Raw genomic sequence first — 358 nt, forward strand, 5'->3', positions numbered from 1 at the left:
GGAGATCGCCGAGCAGCACGGCGTGCAGGCCGTCGGCATCGGCTGCGACGTCACCGACGAGGCCTCCGTCGAGAGCGCGCTGGCCGCTCTCGACGGCGCGCTGCCCCCGGTGGGCGCCCTGGTCAACAACGCCGGCATCACCTCGCCAACGCCCTTCCTGGAGGTCAGCGGCGAGGAGTGGGACCGCGTCTTCGCCGTCAACGTGCGCGGCGCGTACAACATCACCCGCCGGGTCGCACCCGGCATGGTCGAGCGCGGCTTCGGCCGCATCGTCTTCCTGGCGTCGGTCTCGGCCGAGCGCGGCGGCGGCGTGTTCGGCGGGGTCGCCTACTCCGCGGCCAAGGCCGCCCAGCTCGGG

Annotated in this window: 1 protein-coding gene; it reads left to right on the forward strand. The window is 74.3% G+C overall.

The features are described 5' to 3' along the window. The coding region (locus ABQ292_RS26640; RefSeq protein ID WP_369210711.1) for an SDR family NAD(P)-dependent oxidoreductase at nt 1-358 on the forward strand (358 nt) is incomplete at both ends.

The sequence above is a fragment of the Geodermatophilus maliterrae genome, assembly GCF_041018925.1.
In the GTDB taxonomy this organism is placed as follows: Bacteria; Actinomycetota; Actinomycetes; order Mycobacteriales; family Geodermatophilaceae; genus Geodermatophilus; species Geodermatophilus maliterrae.